The organism is Mesorhizobium sp. M1A.F.Ca.IN.022.07.1.1 (genome assembly GCF_003997575.1).
Lineage (GTDB): Bacteria > Pseudomonadota > Alphaproteobacteria > Rhizobiales > Rhizobiaceae > Mesorhizobium.
On sequence record NZ_RZST01000036.1, the window covers coordinates 1 to 18,420 of the forward strand.

The following is an 18,420-nucleotide window of genomic DNA, read 5'->3' on the forward strand; positions in this document are numbered from 1 at the left end:
AAACCGGCAAGGCCCCAGAACACGCCCTGGCGCCAGCTGCCGATGCCACCGGCGAATTCCGACACCGCGACCAGGATCAGTGCGAAGCCGATGCCGGTGACGATGTTTGCGACAACGTTGAAGGCGAAGCGCTCGAAGCCGTCGGCCGGAGCCCAGCCCTCGTCCTCGGTCGGAGCCGCCGCTTCCGTCGACGCAGGAGCGGCGCTGCTCATCGCATTGCCCGCCGGTTCGGCCGAGCTCATGGCAGTGCCAGTTCCAGTGTTGGCGGCATGGTCGTGGTGATGACCGCCGCCCGCCTTTTCATAGACTTCCGCTTTGAGGATCAGCGGCACTGTCGCATAGGCCTGCATGCAGGCAAGCGCGATGCCCGCCACGAGCCCTGCGATCGCCGCGACGAACACGACGTTGCGAAACAGATTCATGATATCGGGCCTTCGTCAGTGGCAGGGAAAAGCCATCGAGTGACGATAGTCGTGGGCAGCGTTGTGGATCGCATCGATGTGCGAGAAGCCGACGAAACCGACGACGAAAATGCCGAGCAGCGCGGCGAGAGCCAGCTGCATGATGCGCGACTGCGAGGAGACGGAGGCGCCGAGGGCGACGGAAGCGGTATTCATGTCTAGTCCTTTCGCCCTCCACCCGAGGGCATCGAAGTCAACTTTCCTGTCGCCGGCAGGTCTCCTGGCTCGCGGATTCGCACCCTTCCCCACCTTCCCGAGGACAAACCTCAGTGGTCTATGGAGAGGACTACCGCACACAGTTGCGGGGGCAGCCACGGCTTAGGGCAAAGACTCCACCCTCACCGCATTCCCTCTTGGCTCCAAAAACGGAACCGACGACGCCAGCGACTATAGGCAGAATCGTCGCGACCGGCAAACCAAATTCCGTCACGCCGCAGCGTGATTGCGGCACCGGTTTCGGACTAAGATCCGGCGATCCGCTCGGCGACGAGCTTCTGCAATCGCCACAAATGGCGGTCGTGAATACCGCGCTGTTCGAGGTTCTTCACCGTGTTGTAGAGATAGTCGGCGCCTGAACCCCAGTGGCCGCACGAGGTCGCCAGCCTTTCGACCACCTCGTCTTCGTTGAGTGGGCCGGCATAGGTCGTGCCTTTGCGATTGATGACGAAGGCAAGCGCTCTCAACGGCCCCTTGTCGGTTGCGAGTTGCAGCAGGCGCGGCCGGTAGCTGGTCGGCTTCAGCGTCATCTCGCGGCGAAAAAGCCTGTCCAGCGCCTGCCGGCGGTCACCACCGTTCAGGCGGAAAGCAACGCCCTTGCATTGGCCGCCACGATCCAGCGCCATCATCAGGCCGGGGCTTTGCTTGGTGCCGCGCCAGCGCGTCATCTTCATGCAGAAGGAGCGATGCCAGCCGCGAGCCACGGCGACGCGCTCCTCAAAATGCTCGATTTCCGGTTTCCAGATCAGCGAGCCGTAGCCGAACAGCCAGAGAGGCTCGGTTGCAGGTAGCTCGGCCTCGAATGCATCCAGCATGGCTTCATAGTCGCTGTCCACGAGATGCTCGGCATCCGGGTCGGGCCCCGGGTCATCGACCGCGCGAAAACAGCGGGCGACCAGTTCCACGGTCAGCGACATCGTTCTTGCAGGCATACTTTGCAATCCTGGGCAGCCGGCGAAACCGCAGGCGATTACGAAGTGACCTTAAGGGCAGCACCCGGAAGCGACAATGGCCGCGCAATTGACAACGGTCCTGCCCGGGTGTCGGCTGTCATCAGCCAAGGGGAGCCGCTCATGCAGCCAAATCCTAGCGAACACAGCCGCTACAATGGCCTCACCAGCCTCGAGCCGACGTTGCCTGCAAGCGCCTATCGGGAAGCCGACGCTTACCGGCTCGATCTCGAAGCGATCTGGTATCGGAGCTGGCTCATGGTTTGCCGCGAGGCCGATCTCGCGGAACCTCTTGCCTTTCGAACCGCGCGTATCGGCTCGCAGGAGGTCGTCGTGCTGCGCGACGAGGCCGGGAGCTTGCGCGCCTTCCACAACACCTGCCGGCATCGCGGCTCGCAGCTCTGCCTGGAAAGCGAAGGGCGGCTGAAGGCAAGGCTGCTCACCTGCCCCTACCACGCCTGGTCCTATTCGCTGCGCGGCGATCTCGTCCGTGTCCCATCGAAATCGCTGCCCGAAGGCTTCGACAAGGAAAATTATCCGCTCTACCGGGTGGCGCTGTCAGTGTGGCGCGGCTTCGTCTTCATCAATCTCGCAGAGGATCCCGATGGCTCGGGGGAAGCCTCCTTCGACTCCGCCTCCCGCGATCTTTCGAACTGGCCGCTGGAGACGCTCGTCCCCGGGCACCGGCTCACCAAGGTGATGAACTGCAACTGGAAAATCTTCTGGGAGAACTTCAACGAATGCCTGCATTGCCCGGGCGTGCACAAGGACCTGTCGCGGCTGGTGCCGATCTATGGGCGCGGCCTGATGGCGAGGCATGACGATCCGGAATGGGCGCGCTATGCGGATAATGATGCTCCGGAGTTTTCCGGCGGCCTACGCGCCGGCGCCGAGACCTGGTCGCGCGACGGACGCGTCCATGGGCCGGTCTTTGCCGGGCTGACGCCGGCCGAGCGAGCCGCCGGCCAGACCTACGCTACCTCGCTGCCCTCGATGTTCGTCGTCGGCCATGTCGACTATGTCCGCACGGTGCGTCTCGCCCCGCTCGGGCCGGAGCAGACGGAACTCACCGCCGAATGGCTGTTCGCGCCCGATGCCCTGGCACAAACCGATATCGACAACATCGTCGCCTTCGGCGCGCAGGTGCTGGAGGAGGACGCCGCGATCTGCGAGATCAACCAGAAGGGCATGCACTCGATCCGCCACCAGGCCGGCGTGCTGATGCCCGAGGAGTACGATTTGCGCCGCTTCCACGAGTGGGTGCGTGGGCGCCATGCCGCGTTGCAGCCGGTCAAAACGACTTCGGCAGATAGCGCCAGGTGAAGAAGCCACAGAAGGCGGCCAACAGGCCGAGCGTGACGAACACCGAGCCGAGACCGAAGAAGGAGAGCACCACCGAATAGACCAGCGGCGGCGTCAGCTCGGAGAAATCGAGATAGGTTCGGTAGACAGCCGCCATCTGCGCTCGTTCATAGGAACGCACTGAGCGCATGAAGGCTGTCGAGCCCAGCGCGTCGAGCGCAATGGTGAACAAGGCGCCGCCGAGCAGGAAGGCGGCGGTGAGCAGCGGCGCGGCGGCGCCGACGCCGCCGGCCACGAAGAGCATCGCCGCCATGGCGAAATAGGCGAAAGCCATGGTCCGACGGCCGCCGAAGCGCTTTCCCGCCCTGCCCCAGAAGATCGCCATGAACAGAAGCGCATTGCCGGCCGAAACCAGCAGCCCGCCGGCAAGCTTGCCCTCGCCCGTGATCACCATGAACAGCGGGCCATAGACGAAGAAGGTCGTCCAGAAACACGAGCGCCCGAAGGCGATCAGCCACGCGAGGCGCAACCGCGGCTGCGCGACGAAGCGGCCGATATTGGCGAGCGGGTTGATCGGACGGCTCTTGCCGGGACGGATCGAAGGGTTGTCGCCCAGCCGATAGGTCCAGAACAACGCCAGCAGCGCCAGCGCGAAAGCCACGACCGCGCCGTTTGCGGCATAAATCCCGAAGCGCGTATAGAGGAAAATGCCGAGCGTCGGCCCGCCGGTCCAGGCGAACATCGACCAAGCCATGCGCAGCGATTCCGCCTGCATGAAGTCGGTCTTGCGGATATGGTCCATGATGTAGAGGTTAAGCGTGATGGACAGCGCGCTCGCCCCCATGACACGGCACAGCATCCCGGCGAGTTGTCCCGGCAGCGTGTGGGTAACGAAGAACACCGAGCCGATCGCCAGCATCAGGCAGCCGGCCGTGTAGACCCAGCGCCGCGCGAAGCGGCGGATCAGCATCGGCATGAACAGCGTCACCGACAGCCCGAGCAGCGACACGATGGTGTAGAGGATCGAGACGATCTGCTCGTTGTGCAGGATTTCGTAGGCCTGGATCGGGATGACGCTGGAGATGGTGGCGCGAGCAAAGGATTCGACCGCATAGAGCGAAGCGAAGGTGCGCGCATCGGCGGGCCTGAGAGCCGGAAGCCAGATCGGATGGCGCACATGGGTGGACATCGGCCCTCCGAAAAGTGAATCGCTCGCCAAATCTGGCCGGACCAGTCGCGGACCGGTAGCAGGAAACCGACTCCGAGAGGCCGAAAAGCGAAGCCGGCCAGAGGCTTTCCGCCGCTGGCCTAAAGCGGCTTGCCATGCCGCCTGAATGGCAGCAGCCGATCCACCCTCTGTTGTTCGCCCGAACCGTGATAGTCGTTTGGCACGACTGAATCGGATTGCGAGATCAATGACCCTTCAGACGACCGGCGTCGCCGTTCAAGACGCGCCGAAACACGGCCGCATCGTCGCCATCGACGTCCTGCGCGGCATCGCGCTGATCGCGATGGCGAGCTATCATTTCACCTGGGATCTCGAAAACTTCGGCTACACCTCGCCGGGCCTCACCGCCTTCGGTTGGTGGAAGCTCTACGCCCGCTGCATCGCCTCGACTTTTCTGTTCCTGGTCGGTGTCAGCCTGTTCCTCGCACATGGCCGCCATATCCGTTGGCCTGGCTTCTGGAAGCGCTTTGCGATGGTTGCGGGTGCGGCGATCGCCATCTCGGTCGTCACCTATATCGCCACGCCGGACGGCTTCATCTTCTTCGGCATCCTGCACGAGATCGCGCTGGCAAGCCTGCTCGGCCTGGCTTTTCTCAGGCTGCCGACATTGCTGACGGCGATCGTCGCCGCGGCCGTGATTGCGGCGCCTTATTATCTGCGGTCGGAAGTCTTCGACCATCCGGCGCTGTGGTGGGTCGGGCTGTCGCCGACCAACCCGCGCTCGAACGACTATGTGCCGCTGTTTCCCTGGTTCGGCGCAGTGCTTGCCGGCATCGCGGTCGTCAAGCTCGCTTCGGCATCCGGGCTTCTCGCCCGGCTGGCGACCTGGATGCCCGGCCGCTGGTCGACCCCGCTGACTTTCATCGGCCGGCACAGCCTCGCCTTCTATCTCATCCACCAGCCGCTTCTGTTCGGCGCGGTGTGGCTGTTCTCGCAGGCCATGCCGGCCGCGCCACAAGACAAGGACGCTGGTTTCCTGTCGGCTTGCCAGGCGCAGTGCGAACAGCAACGGGACAGCAAGTTCTGTTCCAGCTATTGTGGCTGCATGCTGGACACGCTGAAGGGCGAAGGGTCTCTCGACAAGCTCTACAGCAACGACCAGTCCAGCGCCTGGAAATCGCATCTGGCCGATCTGGCGAGCACTTGTACCGCCGCGACCGAGGACGAGATGGAAGGAGGGCAGCAATGACAGGCATCGCAAAGCCCGGACACGGGATCATCCCCTGGCCACCTGTGATCTATGTCGTGGCGATCGCACTGAGCGTCGTGCTCGGCATGCTCTACCCGCTGCCCTGGATCGGGGACATATTCGGCGCTATCCTCGTCGGCGCCGGCTGGGTAGCGCTCTTTGGCGTGGCAGCGCTCTGGGTTACCGCGATCCGCGCGATGGTGCGCGCCAGGACGACGCTCAATCCCAATGCCGAGCCCGACCATCTGGTGACATCGGGGCCCTTCGGCATCACCCGCAACCCAATGTATCTCGCCAATACGCTGCTGTTGATCGGCGTCTCCTTCATCACCGGTATCGTATGGTTCCTGCTGTTTGCCTTCCTCGCTGCCTTCGCGACGCAGAAAATGGCGATCGAAAAGGAGGAAAAGATACTGGCGGCAAAGTTCGGCAAGAAATACCGCGATTACGCCAAGCGGGTCCGGCGCTGGATCTGAGGCTGTATCGACAATGAAGGTTGCTGGGTGCGAGCAGGCCCGCACCTCGGCGATTAGCAGAAGCATCCGTGACATCCTAGGGCGAAGCAAGCCGCGACGCCGCTTCGCGGCTGCTCCGCCGTGGGATGACGAAGTTCGAAAGCTCCGGCCAATCTCGAACGTCTGCGACGGTTAGCCTAGCTGAATTCTTTGGCTGTCAGCGGGCTACGTGTTCACGCCCAGCTCCGCCAACCGCTCCACGCAGGACTCCTCGGCCTGGTCGAGCTCGGCAAGCGTCTCCTCGAGGTCGCGCCGTTTCTGGCGCAGGTCCTCGCGCTTTTCCTCGATGCGCTTGATCATCAGCTTGAGCTGGCCGACCTCGCCGGGCGGTTCCTTGTACATCTGGATGATTTCGCGGATCTCGGCGATCGAGAAGCCGAGCCGCTTGCCGCGCATGATCTGGCGGATCAGATGCCGGTCGGACGGGCGAAACAGCCGCGTGCGCCCGCGCCGGATCGGCTGCACCAGCCCCTCGTCCTCATAGAACCGCAACGTCCGGGTGGACACGTCGAATTCGCGCGTCAGCTCTGTGATCGTGTAATATTCCCGCATTCTCGCTCCCACGCCCAAACGCCCAGGCATCGCCACGCAGAAGCGTCGCCCTTTCTCCAATCAACCCCGTCTGTGCCGGAATCGGCATCTGACCCCGGGGCAACGTCGCACGGCATTTACGTAAAAGTCAATTATAGCACTGTCTCAGGGAACGCCAAACCACCACGTGGCCAATCCGAGGAATGCAAAGAAGCCGACGCAGTCGGTGACGGTCGTGACGAAGACGGCGGAGGCTACCGCCGGGTCGATCTTGAAGCGGTCGAGCAGCAGCGGGATGAGAATGCCTGCCAGGGCCGCCGCGAACATGTTGATGATCATCGCCGCCGCGATAATGCCGCCCAGGTTGGGGTCGTGGAACCACAGTCCAGCAACCATGCCGATCAGCACCGCAAAGACGATGCCGTTGATGAAGCCCACTCCCACCTCACGGCGGATGATCCGGGCGGCGTTGTAGATGTCCAGATCCCTCGTCGCCAGCGCCCGCACCGTGACGGTCATCGTCTGCGAGCCGGCATTGCCGCCCATGCCGGCAACGATCGGCATCAGCACAGCGAGCGCCACGATATGCTCGATGGTCTGGTCGAACAGGCCAATCACCGAGGCCGCGAGAAACGCCGTGACCAGATTGACGAGCAGCCACGGCACACGCGATCGCGAGGTCGCAAGCACGGTGTCGGATAGCTCTTCGTCGCCGACGCCGCCCATGCGCAGAAGGTCCTCCTCTGCCTCCTGCTGGATGACGTCGACCACGTCGTCGATGGTGAGCACGCCGACCAGACGCTCGTTCTCGTCGACCACGGCGGCCGAGAGCAGGTCGTACTGCTCGAATTCCCGCGCCGCCTCTTCCTGGTCCATGGTGGCGGGTATGGCATGGCGCGTCTCATGCATCACCTCCTCGACCTTCACCGCGCGCTTGGTGCGCAGGATCTGGTCGAGATCGATGGCACCGAGCAGTTTGAAGCTCGGGTCGATGACGAAGATCTGGCTGAAGCGATCGGGAAGGTTCTTGTCCTCGCGCATGTAGTCGATCGTCTGGCCGATGGTCCAAAACGGCGGCACGGCGACGAACTCGGTCTGCATGCGCCGGCCGGCCGTCTCTTCCGGATAGTCGAGCGCGCGCCGCAGCCGGATGCGCTCGGTGAACGGCAGTTGCGACAGGATCTCGTCCTGGTCCTCCTGGTCGAGGTCTTCCAGGATGTAGACGGCGTCGTCGGAATCGAGTTCCTGCACCGCCTGCGCGATCTGTTCGTTGGGCAAATTGTCGACGATGTCGAGCCGGATCGCCTCGTCGACCTCGGTCAGCGCCGAAAAGTCGAAATCCGAGCCAAGCAATTCGACCAGTGCGCGGCGCTGCTCGGGATGGAGTGCTTCCAGCAGATCGCCGAGTTCCGACTGATGCAGGTCGTCGACTTCGCGTTTTAACATGAGCGTGTCGCGATCGGCGATGGCCGCGCCGATCTGCGCAAGGAAGGCAGAACGGACGGCGCCGTCCTCGCCATAGATGTCGGCGCCGCCTTCCTCGACGGTCCTGGCGCCGGTCGTCTCTCTGTCCTGGCCTTCCACCAGCGCCTCCCGCCAACAGCAATCCGGAAAGGGTGTGAATCAGGTCTAGAGCATGAGCCCGAAAAGTGGAAACCGCATTTCGGGAAATCCGATGCTTATGCGGCAGATAGGGTCGGGACACGATTCGTCCTGAGAAAATATAGCCGTAGCGCGCGGAATATTCAGAGAAATGTCCCCGCGACGCCTCCCGGTAAAGGCGGGTCGCGCCGCATTTGCGGGTTCAGCCGCCGCGACAGCGCATGTCGCTGCGGAAAGAGCGCCCTTTTGCTGTTGGGGCAGAATTGCCATGATGCAGGTCCAGGTGGATCGGCAAGCGCGAGATCGACAGGACAATCGGCTGGCCTTGAACCTCAAGTCCCGGAAAACGAACGAAGCAGTTGGCGAGCAGCGCGTGCGTGTTATCGTCGCCGAGCGCAATCCGCTTGTCGTGTCTGCGCTTCGCGAGATGCTGGAATGCGACGGGCGTTTCGAGCTGTTGAGCTCCGTGCCGAGCGGCAAGCAATTCTTGGAATTGGCGGCGAACACCGGGTTCGACGTCGCCGTCATCGGCTGGAAGCTCGCCGACATGGATGGCGCCGATGTCCTGGCGGAAGTCCAGAACCGCAAGCTCGACCTGCGCATCACGGTCTTTTCCAATGATCATGACATCGGCATCCTGAAGCAGTGCGTGCGGCTCGGCGCCCAGGGCTATTGCTTTCAGTTCGACGATCCTTCGATCATATTCGAGACGATCCTGGCGGTCGCGCATGGGCGCATCTGCATCCCTTACATCGACATCAACAAGGTCAACGATACGCCGCTGTCGCAACTCACCGTGCGCGAGCGCGAATTGCTTGCGGTGCTTTCCGATGGCTGGACCAATCTCCAGATCGCGACCCGCACCGGGATCTCCGAGAACACGGTGAAGTACCATCTCAAAAATCTTTACGACAAGCTTGACGTGCGCAACCGCGCCATGGCTGTCGCGCTCTATGCCAACGAGAAGCGACGCGGCTCCAAATCGCCTTTCGGGTAGGCGGATCGGGTAGGCTCGACCTACCCACGCGTGGCGACAACTTACCCGGCAAGGTGTTGTCGCTCGGCGCCAACGACATGAAACTTCCTCCAGCATCCCAAAAACGCAGGAGGAGTTTGCGCATGGCCGGGTTTACCCATCTTTTCATCCCTGGACCCACCAACATTCCTGAAGAGGTCCGGCAGGCGATGAACCTGCCGATGGAAGACATGCGCGCCGCCTCCTTCCCCAATCTCACGCTCCCGCTGTTCGAGGACATCAAGAAGGTTTTCAAGAACGAGACCGGCCGCGTCTTCATCTATCCGTCGTCCGGCACCGGCGCCTGGGAGGCTGCGATGACGAACGTGCTCAACCCGGGCGACCGGGTGCTGATGTCGCGCTTCGGCCAGTTCTCGCATCTGTGGGTCGACATGGCCGAGCGCCTCGGCTTCGACGTCGACGTCATCGATTGTGAATGGGGAACCGGCGTCCCGCTCGACCTCTATGCCGAAAGGCTGCGGGCGGACAAGGCGCACCAGATCAAGGCGGTCTTCTGCACGCAAAACGAGACCGCCACCGGCGTTACCAGCGACGTCGCCGGCTGTCGCGCGGTGCTCGATGCAGTGAACCACCCAGCGCTCCTCTTCGTCGACGGCGTCTCGTCGATCGGCTCGATCGACTTCCGTCAGGAGGAATGGCGCGTCGACTGCGCGGTAAGCGGCTCGCAGAAAGGTTTCATGCTGCCCGCCGGCCTCGGCTTCCTGTCGGTCAGCAAGAAGGCGCTGGCGGCGTCGCGAGTCGCGACCCACCGGCGCTGCTACTTCTCCTTCGATGACATGATCCGCGCCAACGACGCCGGCTATTTCCCCTACACACCCGCCACGCAGCTGCTGCGCGGCCTGCGCGCCTCGCTCGACCTGATCGCCGAGGAAGGGCTGGACCACATCTTCGCGCGCCACCATCGCCTGGCCGAAGGCGTGCGCAAGGCGGTCGACGCTTGGGGGTTGAAGTTGTGCGCCAAGGCGCCGCAATGGCACTCCGATACGGTGAGCGCGATCCTGGTGCCGGAAGGCATCGACAGCGGCGACGTGGTCAAGCGTGCCTACCGCACCTATCAGACATCGCTCGGCGGCGGCCTCAACAAGGTCTTCGGCAAGGTCTTCCGCATCGGCCATCTCGGCTGGCTGAACGAGGTGATGGTCTGCGCCTCGCTGTCGGCGGCCGAAATGGCGCTGCTTGATTGCGGCGTGCGCCTGGCGCCGGGCTCGGGCGTGGCGGCTGCGATCGAGCATTTCCGGCGCACGGCCGCAATGCCGGTCGCCGAGGCGGCGTGAGGAACGGACGATGAGCCACACCATCAACCACCTCAAGAAGCTCAGGCTCCAGCGCAGCGAGCTGGCGGTTCCCGGCTCCAGCCCGGAAATGATCGACAAGGCGGCGAACAGCGCCGCCGACTTCGTCTTCCTCGACATCGAGGACGCGGTGGCGCCGCCCGACAAGGAGCGCGCGCGCAAGAACATCATCCAGGCGCTGAACGACATCGATTGGCGCGCCAAGGGCAAGACCGTGTCGGTGCGCATCAACGGCCTCGACACCCACTACATGTACCGCGACGTGGTCGACGTCATGGAACAGGCCGGCGACCGGCTGGACACTATCCTAGTGCCGAAGGTCGGCGTGCCGGCGGACCTCTATATGGTCGAGGCCATGGTCAACCAGATCGAGATGGCCAAGGGTTTCAAGACCCGGGTCGGTCTCGAAGCGCTGATCGAAACCGCGCTCGGCATGGCCAATGTCGAGGCGATCGCCGCCACGCCCGGCCGGCTCGAAGCGATGCATTTCGGCGTCGCCGATTACGCCGCCAGCAACAAGGCGCGCACCGTCAACATCGGCGGCCTCAACCCTGACTATCCCGGCGATCAGTGGCATTTCGCCCTGTCGCGCATGACTGTCGCCTGCCGCGCCTATGGCTTGCGCGCCATCGACGGACCGTTCGGCGATTTCTCCGACCCCGAAGGTTTCACAGCAGCCGCCAGGCGCGCCGCCGCACTCGGCATCGAAGGCAAATGGGCGATCCATCCGTCGCAAATCGCTCTGGCCAACGACGTGTTCTCGCCGCCGGAAAAGGAGGTCACCCGCGCTCGCCGCATCCTTGAAGTGCTCAAGGAAGCGGAGGCGCTCGGCAAGGGCGCGGCGGCGCTCGACGGCAAGATGATCGACGCTGCCTCGGAACGCATGGCACGCAATGTTCTGGTGGTGAGCGAGGCGATCGAGCGCGCCAGCCAGGCGCATAGCGCAGCGCATTAGATTACCGGGAGGACAAGATGGACATTCACGAATACCAGGCCAAGGAACTGCTCGCCCGCCACGGCGTGCATGTCCCGCGCGGCGGCCTTGCCTACAGCCCCGAGCAGGCGACCTACCGGGCGCGCGAGATCGGCGGCTCGAAATGGGTGCTGAAGGCGCAGGTCCATTCCGGCGCGCGCGGCAAAGCCGGCGGCATCAAGCTCTGCTCCAACGACGAGGAGATCTCCAACGCCGCCGAGGGAATGCTCGGCCGCAAGCTGGTCACCCAGCAGACCGGCCCGCGCGGCAAGCTGATCTCGCGCCTCTATCTCGAGGAAGCCGTCGACATCGCGCAGGAGCTCTATCTCGGCTTCGTGCTCGACCGCAAGGAAGAGCGCGTCATGATCGTGGCATCGGCCGCCGGCGGCATGGAGATCGAGGACATCTCCGAAAAGAAGCCGGATTCCATCATCCGCGCCACCGTCGATCCGGGCGTCGGCATGCAGGGCTTCCAGGCGCGCGAGATCGCCTTCGGCCTCGGACTTGAAAGCAACCTGATCGGCAAGGCCACCGAGACCATCCTCGGCTGCTATCAGGTGTTCCGCGACTACGACGCCTCGATGCTGGAGATCAATCCGCTGGTGGTGACCCGCGACGGCAGCCTCGTCGCGCTCGACGCCAAGATGTCGTTCGACGAGAACGCGCTGTTCCGCCGCCCGGAAATCTCGGAACTGCGCGACAAGAGCCAGGAAGACCCGCGCGAGACTTTTGCGAGCGATCGCGGTCTCTCCTATGTCGGGCTGGACGGCAATATCGGCTGCATCATCAACGGCGCAGGCCTCGCCATGGCGACGATGGACATGATCAAGATCGCCGGCGGCGAGCCCGCCAATTTCCTCGACATCGGCGGCGGCGCCTCGCCCGAGCGGGTGGCGAAATCCTTCCGCGCCGTGCTCGGCGACAAGAATGTCGAGACCATCCTGGTCAACATCTTCGCCGGCATCAACCGGTGTGACTGGGTCGCCGAAGGCGTCATCAAGGCGATCCGCGAGGTCGGCGTCGACGTGCCGCTGGTGGTGCGCCTCTCCGGCACCAAGGTCGAGGAAGGACGCAAGATCCTGGCCGACTCCGGCGAGGCGGTGATCGTCGCCGACACGCTGGCCGAAGCCGCCGAAAAGGCCGTCGCCGCCTGGCGCGAAGCCACCAAGAACAAGAAAGCAGCCTGAGGGAGGTCGAGAAATGGCAATCCTGCTCAACCGCAGCACGCGCGTCATCGTCCAGGGTTTCACCGGCAAGATCGGTAGCTTCCACGCCGACGACATGAAGCGCTACGGCACCAAGCTGGTCGGCGGCGTCACCCCTGGCAAAGGCGGCCAGACGCATCTCGGCCTGCCCGTCTTCAACACCGTCAAGGGCGCTGTACGCGAGACCCGGGCCGAGGCGAGCATCGTCTTCGTGCCGCCGCCCTTCGCCGCCGATTCGATCATGGAGGCGGCGGACGCCGGCATTAAGCTTTGCGTCTGCATCACCGACGGCATCCCCTCCCAGGACATGATGCAGGTGAAGCGCTACATGCGCCGATACCGCTTCGAAGACCGCATGCGGCTCGTCGGCCCGAACTGCGCTGGCGTCATCACGCCCGGACAGGCGCTGATGGGCATCATGCCCGGCAGCATCTATCTCCCCGGACGCGTCGGCATCGTCGGACGCTCGGGCACGCTGGGCTACGAGGCCGCCTCGCAGATGAAGGCGTTGGGGATCGGTGTGTCGACCAGCGTCGGTATCGGCGGCGATCCGATCAATGGTTCGTCCTTCAAGGATATCCTTCAGCTCTTCGAGCGCGACGAGGACACCGACGCCGTGGTGATGATCGGCGAGATCGGCGGACCACAGGAAGCCGAGGCCGCGATCTGGGCGCGCGACAACATGCGAAAGCCGCTGATCGCCTACATCGCCGGGCTCTCGGCGCCGAAGGGCCGCCGCATGGGCCATGCCGGCGCCATCATCTCCGCCTTCGGCGAGTCGGCGCAGGAAAAGGTCGAGATCCTGAAGGATGCCGGCGTCGTCATCGTGCCGACTCCTGCCTCCTTCGGCGAGGTCGTGGCCGACACGCTGGCGCGGACCAAGAAGGCGGCGTGACGGCCGGGCCACGGCCGCATAGTCCACAAAATGTGAAGTCTGGGCCGCCGCAAACGTCGCGGCGGCCCGTCGATCAGCAGGAAACTCGATGAAACCGCGTTTGATTGTCACCCGCAGATGGCCGGCGGCCGTCGAAGCGATCCTCGCCGAACGCTTCGACACGACGTTCAACGACAGCGACGAGCCGCTGAGCCCTGCCGCGATGACTTCCGCCTTCGCGCATTTCGACGCGATCCTGGCGACGGTCAGCGACTGCTTGCCGGTTGCGGTATTTCCCGAGAACGCCGCCCGCACCCGCATCATCGCCAATTTCGGCGTCGGCTTCAGCCATATCGATGTCGCGGCAGCCCGCGACCGCGACATCGTGGTGACCAACACGCCTGGCGTGCTGACGGATTGCACCGCCGACCTTGCGCTTAGCCTGATGCTGGCCGTCGCGCGCCGGACCGGCGAAGGCGAGCGGCAGCTGCGAGCCGGAGAGTGGCGAGGCTGGTCGCCGACCCACATGGCCGGGGCAAAAGTGTCGGGCAAGACTTTGGGTATTGTCGGCATGGGGCGCATCGGCAAAGCGACGGCCAGGCGCGCGCATTTCGGCTTCGGCATGAAGATCGTATTCTTCAACCGGTCGCCGGTCGATGATGACGAGACGCGCGCTATGGGCGCGGAGCAGTTGCCGACTTTGGACGATGTGCTTACGGCATCCGATTTCGTCTCGCTGCACTGTCCGGGCGGCGCGGAAAACCGCCATCTCATCGATGCTCGAAGCCTGGGGTTGATGAAACGCGGCGCCTTCCTGATCAACACCGCGCGCGGCGACGTCGTCGACCAGGATGCCCTGATCGGTGCACTGCAACGGCGCGAGATCGCAGGTGCAGGTCTCGACGTCTTTGCCGACGAGCCCGCCGTTCCGGAAGCGCTGAAGCAGTTGGAGAACGTCGTGCTGTTGCCGCATCTCGGCAGCGCGACCGAGGAAACGCGGGTGGCGATGGGCATGAAGGTGGTGGAGAACCTGACCGCCTTCTTCGAGGGCCGCCCCGTCCCCGATCGGGTCGCCTGACAGCCGGCGCCGCCCTCCATTCAAGGCGCTGCTGCAGTTGCAATCGATGCAGCCGAGGAAAGCGGTTTGGAACAGAGCAGACGCATCAAATTTCGCGAGGACGAGCGCAGCCTCCTGTTGCGCCTGCTGCTTCAGGTCGCAAGCGCTCGTGAGCCCGAGGTCGCCGCCGTTCTGAGCGGGCGTCGGTCGCTTGTCTCTCTCGCCGCGGAACAGCGCATCCCGGCGCTTCAGGCGAGCGGCGTGTGGTTCCAGTTGCTGACGATTGCCGACGAGTTGCTTGCCATGCGGGCGCGGCGCGAACTCGAACAAGGCGCGGGCGCCGACGAGGTGCCCGGGTCTTTCGCCAGCGTGGTCGCGCAGATGGCGGCGAACGGCCGCTCGGCGGGGGAAGTCCAGGCCACGCTCGATGAGCTATGTGTCGGGCCGACCATGACCGCGCACCCCACGGAGGCCAAGCGCGTCACGGTGCTGGAGATCCATCGCCGCATCTATCGCAAGCTGACCGAGCTCGACCAGCCGCGCTGGGCGCCGCGCGAACGCGACCTGTTGGTCGCCGATCTGGAAAGCGAGATCGAGCTTCTGTGGATGACGGGCGAGCTGCGACTTGAGCGCCCGACGGTCGAGGGCGAAATCGCCTGGGGCCTGCACTTCTTTCGCGAGGTCATCTTCGAGGCAACGCCGCAGCTCTACGGCAAGCTTCAAGGCGCGTTCGAGCGCCACTATCCGGGAGAGCCGATCAGAATCCCGTGCTTCATGCGCTATGCCTCGTGGATCGGCGGCGACCGCGACGGCAATCCGAATGTGACGGCCGCAGTCACCGCTCATGCCCTGGCCGAATACCGCAATACTGCCATGGGCTGGTATCTGACGCAGGTGCAGCGGCTGGTGACGGTGCTCAGCGCCAGCTCCAACGTCATCGACCTGCCGCCGGGCTTTAAGCCGGTGCTGCAAACGGCGCTTGATAAAAGCGGACAGGCGCAGGCGATTGCCGCCCGCAACCCCGATGAACCGCTTCGCCAATTCGCCTCGGCCATGCTTGCCCGGCTGGCGGCGACGCGCGACGGCGGCACGGCGGCATATCTCTCGGCGGAAGCGTTTCGTGCCGATCTCAACGCACTGTCTTCCGTTCTCGAAGCGATCGGTGGGCGCGCGGTCGCCAGGCGCTTCGTCCAGCCTCTCATCTGGCAAGCCGGAAGCTTCGGCTTCCGTACGGTCTCGCTCGACATCCGGCAGAACTCCACGGTCGTCAACCGGGCGCTGGCCGAGCTGCTTGCGCTGATAGATCCCGCGGACCCGGTCGCACCCGGCACGCCGCGATGGTCGGCGCACCTCCGCTCAAGCCTCAGCCAGGGCGAGCAACCGGAGATCGACGCAGGCCGGCTCTCGCCTGAGGCGGCCGAACTGCTTTCGACATTCTCTGTCATCGCCAGGCACAATTCGGGCGCGGATACCGACACCGTTGGCTCGTTCGTGCTCAGCATGACCCGCTCGGCCGACGACCTGCTCGCGGTCTATCTGCTGGCGCAATATTGCGGACTTTCGACCGCCCCTGGTAGTAGCGGCACGATCAGGCTGCGCATCGTGCCATTGTTCGAGACCATCGCCGATCTGCAGGCCGCTCCTGCCGTCCTGAATGATTTGCTCGGCGTTTCGCTGGTGCGGCGGACTGTGCGCGATTTTGGCGCGCGCCAGGAAATCATGCTTGGCTATTCGGATTCCAACAAGGACGGCGGCTTCCTCGCCTCCAATTGGGAACTGGCGAAAGCGCAAAAGCGCCTTGCCGCGATCGGGCGCAAGCACAAGGTCAGGATCAGTTTCTTTCACGGTCGCGGCGGCTCCGTCAGCCGTGGCGGCGCGCCGACCGGCCGGGCGATCGCGGCGCAGCCGGCGGGCACTGTCGCCGGCAGGATGCGGGTAACCGAGCAGGGCGAGGTCGTTTCTTCGAAATTCGCCAATCGCGGCACCGGCCTCAACCAGCTCGAGGTTCTCGCCGCCGGCGTTCTGGCCCACAGTGTCGGATCGCCCGCTGATGTCGGGCCGAAGGAAACGCCGGAGTTCGACGAAGCGCTCGAGGCTCTGGCGGGCATGTCGCAGGCATCCAATGCCCGGTTGATGGCCGAGCCCGGCTTCCTCGATTATTTCAACCAGGCGAGCCCCGTTGCGGAACTGGCGCTGCTGAAGATGGGCTCACGGCCGGATCGCCGTTTCGGCGCCAGCGGCATTGCCGACCTGCGCGCCATTCCATGGGTGTTCGCCTGGAGCCAGAACCGTCATCTGTTGACCGGCTGGTATGGCATCGGCAGCGCGCTGAACGCCTTCGTCACGGTGCGCGGCGAGGCCGGGCGCGAGCTTCTGGCCCGCATGTTCGAGCGCTCGCGCTTCTTCCGTCTGATCGTCGACGAGGCCGAGAAGACGCTCTACCAGTCCGACATGGAGATCGCGCAGCTCTACGCCGGCCTGGTAGCCGACGCCGATGCAGCTTGGCGAATCTACGGCCGCATCGGAGCCGAATACGAGCTGACGCGACGCCTGATCGGTGACCTCACCGGCGGCGATCTTTCCGCGCGCTTTCCGATGTTCAAGCGGCGTTTCGACAATCTGCGGCGACAGATGGACGACATCCACCGCCTGCAGGTCGATCTGCTGCGCGAGGTTCGGACCAGTCCCGGCACGGCGGATCGAAGGCGGACGACCGACGCCCTGCTCGTCTCGATCAATTGCATCTCGGCCGGCCTTGGCTGGACGGGATAGGCCCGGGTTTTTTCAGAACGGAAGGGCTTGAAACCCAAAGCGGCGGCGCGGTCCGCAGGATCTGGCGCCGCTTTTGTTTTGGCCCGCAGAACGTCGGACGCGCCGCCTCACGGGCTCATCCAAGCAGTGCCTTTTTGGGGGAGAATGGTGCGGTCGAGAAGACTCGAACTTCCACGGGTTGCCCCACAGCGACCTCAACGCTGCGCGTCTACCAATTCCGCCACGACCGCACGTGGTAGGAGCCGGAACCGTCCGGCCCGGGGCCTGTAGCAAATCGTTTCCGGCGAAACAAGGGTGCCGTGCGGAATATTCGCTAATGCATGTCGCCCAAAAGTGCATGACGGTTTTGGGAGAACGACATGCATCAGACAAAGCTCCTGGCGCAATGCTCCACAGCCTCGACACGGGCCGGCCGAAACTGGACGTTTCAGCTAATTGCCGCCATATGAGGGGAGCATCGAGAAAGTTCCATGACAGAACGCAGCCAGATCGCCACGTCGTTCCTGCCCCTTCCCGGTTCGGCGCCGGTCGAGTGGGTCATCGAGCCCGGCCTGACGTCTTATCCCGACGCGCTCGCCTTCATGGAATCGCGCGCCGAGGCCATCCGCAATGGCGCTGCCGGCGAGATGGTCTGGCTGGTCGAGCATCCGCCGCTCTACACCGCCGGCACCAGCGCCCGTATCGAGGACCTCATCGACCCTGACCGCTTTCCCGTCTTCGCCGCAGGACGCGGCGGCGAATACACCTATCACGGCCCCGGCCAGCGCGTGGCCTATGTCATGCTCGACTTGAAGCGCCGGCGCGAGGATGTCCGCGCCTTCGTCGCCGCGCTCGAAGAGTGGATCATCGGCACGCTTGCCGCCTTCAACGTGCGCGGCGAGCGCCGCGAGGATCGCGTCGGCGTCTGGGTGGTGCGGCCGGATCGCCCTGCCATGCCTGACGGCAGGCCCGCCGAGGACAAGATCGCCGCCATCGGCATCAGGCTCAGGCGCTGGATAAGCTTTCACGGCATTGCCATCAATGTCGAGCCGGAGCTTTCCCACTTCGGTGGCATCGTGCCCTGCGGCGTTTCGGACCATGGCGTGACCAGCCTCGTCGATCTCGGCCTTCCGGTCACCATGGCCGATCTCGATCTCGCGCTGAAATCCGCCTTCGAGGACGTGTTCGGGCCTGCCGCGGCCCCGGTCGCCGAGCCGGCCCGAAAGGCAGGGTAATCC

At 64.3% G+C, this 18,420-nt stretch carries 17 protein-coding genes, 1 tRNA gene and 1 riboswitch; of the genes, 11 read left to right on the forward strand and 7 right to left on the reverse strand.

Features of this window, described 5'->3' with window-relative positions; translation table 11 throughout:
* The 3 genes from EOA75_RS06960 to EOA75_RS06970 all read right to left on the reverse strand — a co-directional run.
* A partial coding sequence (locus tag EOA75_RS06960; protein ID WP_206516970.1) for a CbtA family protein occupies positions 1 to 422 on the reverse strand: 422 nt, incomplete at its 3' end.
* Positions 423 to 437: 15 nt separating this feature from the next.
* Positions 438 to 617: a CbtB domain-containing protein gene (locus EOA75_RS06965; protein WP_067329221.1), complete on the reverse strand. Its 180-nt coding sequence runs from the start codon at positions 615 to 617 to the stop codon at positions 438 to 440.
* Positions 618 to 653: 36 nt separating this feature from the next.
* A riboswitch (cobalamin riboswitch) is annotated at positions 654 to 852 on the reverse strand.
* Positions 853 to 922: 70 nt separating this feature from the next.
* Positions 923 to 1,609 (reverse strand): gamma-glutamylcyclotransferase, encoded by a 687-nt coding sequence (locus EOA75_RS06970; protein WP_095825697.1) that lies wholly within the window; start codon positions 1,607 to 1,609, stop codon positions 923 to 925.
* A gap of 141 nt (positions 1,610 to 1,750) precedes the next feature.
* On the opposite strand from EOA75_RS06970, the gene EOA75_RS06975 reads away from it, so the two are divergent.
* Positions 1,751 to 2,950 carry an aromatic ring-hydroxylating dioxygenase subunit alpha gene (locus EOA75_RS06975; RefSeq protein ID WP_127215867.1) on the forward strand — a complete coding sequence of 400 codons (1,200 nt, stop codon included), beginning with the start codon at positions 1,751 to 1,753 and terminating at the stop codon, positions 2,948 to 2,950.
* On the opposite strand, the gene EOA75_RS06980 is transcribed toward EOA75_RS06975, so the two are convergent.
* Complete coding sequence (locus EOA75_RS06980) at positions 2,919 to 4,118, reverse strand: MFS transporter (RefSeq protein ID WP_067329217.1); 1,200 nt, start codon at positions 4,116 to 4,118, stop codon at positions 2,919 to 2,921. The two genes, EOA75_RS06975 and EOA75_RS06980, sit on opposite strands and share 32 nt — an antisense overlap.
* A 226-nt stretch (positions 4,119 to 4,344) precedes the next feature.
* Here EOA75_RS06980 and EOA75_RS06985 point away from each other — a divergent pair, with 226 nt between their 5' ends.
* On the forward strand, positions 4,345 to 5,346 hold the full coding sequence (locus EOA75_RS06985) for a DUF1624 domain-containing protein (RefSeq protein ID WP_095825698.1): 1,002 nt from the start codon (positions 4,345 to 4,347) through the stop codon (positions 5,344 to 5,346).
* Positions 5,343 to 5,822 (forward strand): isoprenylcysteine carboxylmethyltransferase family protein, encoded by a 480-nt coding sequence (locus EOA75_RS06990; protein ID WP_067329213.1) that lies wholly within the window; start codon positions 5,343 to 5,345, stop codon positions 5,820 to 5,822. Before EOA75_RS06985 ends, EOA75_RS06990 begins: the two co-directional genes overlap by 4 nt.
* A 204-nt stretch (positions 5,823 to 6,026) precedes the next feature.
* Here the strand turns inward: EOA75_RS06990 and EOA75_RS06995 are convergent, their stop codons facing one another.
* Both EOA75_RS06995 and mgtE read right to left on the reverse strand, forming a co-directional pair.
* Positions 6,027 to 6,413 (reverse strand): MerR family DNA-binding transcriptional regulator, encoded by a 387-nt coding sequence (locus tag EOA75_RS06995; protein WP_040969921.1) that lies wholly within the window; start codon positions 6,411 to 6,413, stop codon positions 6,027 to 6,029.
* A 144-nt stretch (positions 6,414 to 6,557) separates the two neighbouring features.
* On the reverse strand, positions 6,558 to 7,976 hold the full coding sequence (gene mgtE, locus EOA75_RS07000; RefSeq protein ID WP_127323931.1) for a magnesium transporter: 1,419 nt from the start codon (positions 7,974 to 7,976) through the stop codon (positions 6,558 to 6,560).
* A 391-nt stretch (positions 7,977 to 8,367) separates the two neighbouring features.
* On the opposite strand from mgtE, the gene EOA75_RS07005 reads away from it, so the two are divergent.
* From EOA75_RS07005 to EOA75_RS07035, 7 genes are all read left to right on the forward strand, one after another.
* Positions 8,368 to 8,991, forward strand: a complete 624-nt coding sequence (locus tag EOA75_RS07005) for a response regulator transcription factor (RefSeq protein WP_067001248.1) — start codon at positions 8,368 to 8,370, stop codon at positions 8,989 to 8,991.
* Positions 8,992 to 9,113: 122 nt separating this feature from the next.
* The gene (locus EOA75_RS07010) at positions 9,114 to 10,304 is read left to right on the forward strand and encodes an aminotransferase class V-fold PLP-dependent enzyme (RefSeq protein WP_127323932.1); all 1,191 of its coding nucleotides are present in this window, start codon (positions 9,114 to 9,116) and stop codon (positions 10,302 to 10,304) included.
* Positions 10,305 to 10,314: 10 nt separating this feature from the next.
* Positions 10,315 to 11,277, forward strand: a complete 963-nt coding sequence (locus EOA75_RS07015; RefSeq protein ID WP_095825700.1) for a CoA ester lyase — start codon at positions 10,315 to 10,317, stop codon at positions 11,275 to 11,277.
* A 17-nt stretch (positions 11,278 to 11,294) separates the two neighbouring features.
* Complete coding sequence (locus tag EOA75_RS07020) at positions 11,295 to 12,482, forward strand: malate--CoA ligase subunit beta (RefSeq protein WP_067001218.1); 1,188 nt, start codon at positions 11,295 to 11,297, stop codon at positions 12,480 to 12,482.
* Between the two features lie 13 nt (positions 12,483 to 12,495).
* Complete coding sequence (gene sucD / locus EOA75_RS07025) at positions 12,496 to 13,395, forward strand: succinate--CoA ligase subunit alpha (RefSeq protein WP_067001220.1); 900 nt, start codon at positions 12,496 to 12,498, stop codon at positions 13,393 to 13,395.
* Positions 13,396 to 13,483: 88 nt separating this feature from the next.
* On the forward strand, positions 13,484 to 14,452 hold the full coding sequence (locus tag EOA75_RS07030) for a D-glycerate dehydrogenase (protein ID WP_127323933.1): 969 nt from the start codon (positions 13,484 to 13,486) through the stop codon (positions 14,450 to 14,452).
* A 66-nt stretch (positions 14,453 to 14,518) separates the two neighbouring features.
* Positions 14,519 to 17,203: a phosphoenolpyruvate carboxylase gene (locus EOA75_RS07035; protein ID WP_127323934.1), complete on the forward strand. Its 2,685-nt coding sequence runs from the start codon at positions 14,519 to 14,521 to the stop codon at positions 17,201 to 17,203.
* A 145-nt stretch (positions 17,204 to 17,348) separates the two neighbouring features.
* Here EOA75_RS07035 and EOA75_RS07040 read toward each other — a convergent pair.
* Positions 17,349 to 17,433 (reverse strand) — tRNA-Leu (locus tag EOA75_RS07040).
* 240 nt (positions 17,434 to 17,673) lie between these two features.
* Here EOA75_RS07040 and lipB point away from each other — a divergent pair.
* The gene (lipB, locus tag EOA75_RS07045) at positions 17,674 to 18,417 is read left to right on the forward strand and encodes a lipoyl(octanoyl) transferase LipB (RefSeq protein WP_067329200.1); all 744 of its coding nucleotides are present in this window, start codon (positions 17,674 to 17,676) and stop codon (positions 18,415 to 18,417) included.
* Positions 18,418 to 18,420: the final 3 nt, after the last annotated feature.